At 69.0% G+C, this 3007-nt stretch carries 3 protein-coding genes and 1 pseudogene; all 4 read left to right on the top strand.

Annotation, left to right across the window (positions count from 1 at the left end):
• Nucleotides 1–43 precede the first annotated feature (43 nt).
• Nucleotides 44–229: pseudogene (locus tag ACYVDA_RS20660) on the top strand (ATP-binding cassette domain-containing protein); the annotation flags it as partial.
• Nucleotides 230–373: 144 nt separating this feature from the next.
• Complete coding sequence (locus ACYVDA_RS20655; protein WP_460820425.1) at nt 374–928, top strand: ATP-binding cassette domain-containing protein; 555 nt, start codon at nt 374–376, stop codon at nt 926–928.
• A 60-nt stretch (nt 929–988) separates the two neighbouring features.
• Nucleotides 989–2401, top strand: coding sequence for a radical SAM domain-containing protein (locus ACYVDA_RS20650; RefSeq protein WP_460820424.1), 1413 nt, complete (start codon nt 989–991; stop codon nt 2399–2401).
• 5 nt (nt 2402–2406) lie between these two features.
• Nucleotides 2407–3007: haloacid dehalogenase type II (locus ACYVDA_RS20645; RefSeq protein WP_460820422.1), on the top strand; the 601-nt coding region annotated here is incomplete at its 3' end.

Genomic DNA, 3007 nt, shown 5'->3' with positions numbered 1-3007 from the left:
CAGCGTCCTGGACGTCGCGCCGGAGCGGCGCGACCTCACCGTCATGTTCCAGAAGCCGCACCTCTTCCCCCACTTGAGCGTGCTCGACAACGTCGCCTTCGCGGATCGACTTCGTGGACGGAGTCGCTCGCAGAGCAGGGCCACCGCTCAGCGATACCTCGACCTCGTCCACCTCGGTGACCTCGGCCGCCGTCGACCCCGGGCGCTCTCCGGCGGACAGGAGCAACGCGTCGCCCTGGCGCGGGCGCTGGCCGCCACCCGACGGGTCATGCTCCTCGACGAGCCGTTCAGTGCCCTCGACCACCATCTCCGCACCTCGATGCACCAACTGCTGGGCGAGGTGCGCGCCGCCCTCGATCCCACGATCGTCCTCGTGACGCACGACCTCGACGAGGCTGCCCTGGCCGACCGGGTCGCCGTACTCGTCGACGGACGTATCGAGCACTGCGACACCATTCAGACGCTCTACACAGCTCCGAAGACCTTGGCGGTCGCGCGGTTGGTGGGCGGGTTCAACGAGCTGCCCGGGGTGGTGAAGTCCGGCGTCCATCACTCCGTCCTCGGGGCGGTTGTGCTTCCCAGCTCCCTCGACGCCGATGGCACTGCTGTGTTGCTGGCCCGCAAGGAGCGACTCGCTCTCACCGAACCGCACACGACGGGCACGGCGACCGGTCTGGTGGTGGAGGTGCACCAGTCGGGCCCACACCAGGACGTGATCGTGGAGATGGCGGCAACGCACGCCGCGGCGCGGACCAGGCTCGCGGTCGAGGTGCGCCTCGGGACGACCCTCCGCCCGGGCGATCGCACGGGCGTGGTGCTGCCGGGACCCCAGGGGGTGTGGGCCGTCACCGGCGCGTCGCCCGGGGCTGCTGAGGAGGTTCAGCACAGGCCTGCCACCCACCACGCCGTCACCGCACCTGAGACCTGATGCTCATCGGGCTTCCGAACTCAGTTCCTCCCCCTCCTATGAACAGGTGCCTTGACCACGATGTCGAACTTCTGGAAACGGCTGGAACTGTCCACCCGGCCCGTCCATCCGGCCACCGAGCGCGCGCTTGCTGAGCGGTGGGCGGCGCTGCCTCCCGGGGTCAAGACCGAGCAGCAGATCCTCGGCCGTCACGCGGTGGGGTGCGAGGGCACGCACGGCGTCTTCCCCAAGTGCGACCTGACCTGCTCGCCCTGCTACCACTCCAAGGACGCCAACAAGGTGCGCGTCGACGGGGCCCACACCGTGGCGCAGGTGGAGGCCCAGATGAGCCTTCTCGAACAGGTGCGGGGCCCGCGAGCGCACGCGCAGCTGATCGGTGGCGAGGTGTCCCTCCTCGACCCCGAAGACCATGCTGCGGCGTTGGCGGCGATGCGTCGGCGCGGCCGAGAGCCGATGTCGATGACCCACGGTGACTTCGACGCTGACTACCTCCGTGCCGTCGCCCTGGACGTGCACGGAGCACCGCGCTTTCGTCGCCTCTCGTTCGCAGCCCACTTCGATTCGCTGATGCGCGGTCGCACGGGGATACCGCGCCCCAGGGCCGAGGCTGAGCTGAACCCGTTCCGCGCGAGGTTCGTGGAGATGTTCCGGGACTTGCGCAACGACCACGGCGTGCGTTTCTACCTCGCGCACAACATGACCGTCACGCCGGCCAACCTCGATCAGATCGAGGACGTCGTGGCAGACGTGAGCGCCATGGGGTTCTCCATGCTGTCCTTCCAGCCCGCCGCCCACGTGGGCGACGAACGGCGCTGGGGCGGAGGCGACTACCGCACCGTCGGAATCGACGACGTGTGGGAGCGGATCGAGGCGGGACTCGGTCAGCGCGTCGCCTGGCAGCCGTTGCAGTTCGGCGACCCCCGATGCAACCGCACGGCCTTCGGAGTCCGTATCGGTGCACGCTGGGTGCCCTTGTTCGATCCTGATATCGCGGCCGATCTGCGCACGCGAGACCGTGCCCTGGCCGACTTCGGTGGCGTGAACTTCGGTGGTACGCCCCCGCTCGTGCTGGCGGTGAAGGTGCTGCGCGTGCTCGTTCGCCACCCCGGCGACGTCAAGGTCGCGATCGCCTGGGTACGCCGGCTGGTCGAGCGGTCCGGCGGAGTCCGGCGCCTGTGGTCGTCCTGGCGTGGTGGAGACGTCATACCCATGACCTACGTGGTGCACCACTTCATGGACGCCGCAGACGTCGCCCCTGCGTGGAAGCTCATGCAAGCCGGCCAGGTCGCGACGGACCCAGAAACCCTGGCGACGCAGGAAAGACTGTCCGCGTGCACGTACGCCATGGCACACCCCGAGACCGGCCAGCTCGTCCCCGCCTGCGTCCAGCACTCGGTCCTCGACCCCGGCGAGAACGAGCAGCTGCGTCAGCTCCTCCCGCTCACCGTCGTCCAGCCGCGAGGGCTACGGTGAGCGACATGTCGCCCGCCCCCCTGGACCAGTCACTGCCCAGTGTCGACTGCGCTGCCAGCCCCGACGGACCGCGGCTCCCACGGCTCCTCATCTTCGACGTCAACGAGACCCTCTCGGACATGTCGCCCATGGCGAGTCGCTTCGCGGACGTCGGAGCTCAGGCCCACCTCGCGACCAGCTGGTTCGCGGGTGTGCTGCGCGACGGCTTCGCGCTGACATCCGTCGACGCCAGTGACTCCTTCGCTCGGATCGCATCCGAGTCGTTGCGGGTCGGCCTTCACGGCGTGTCCTTGAACCGCGGAGTGGAGGAGGCGGTCTCTCACATCATGGACGGGTTCAGCGGACTTCCCGTCCACTCCGATGTGCCCGACGGCATCCGTGCGCTCAGTGGTCTCGGGATTCGCCTGGTGACCCTCAGCAACGGGTCGGCTTCCGTCGCCGAGGCTCTGTTCGACCGTGCCGGCATCCGCCACTACTTCGAGCGCCTGCTGACGGTGGAGGATGCCGGCCGCTGGAAACCCGCGCCGGAGGCCTACGCGTACGCCTTGCAGCAGTGCGGCGTCGACCCGGAGGACGCGATGCTCGTCGCCGTTCACCCGTGGGACA

It is taken from the genome of Nocardioides korecus (assembly GCF_054778395.1).
The sequence above is the reverse complement of the archived record's forward strand: the minus strand, read 5'-3'. Positions and strand labels throughout refer to the sequence as shown.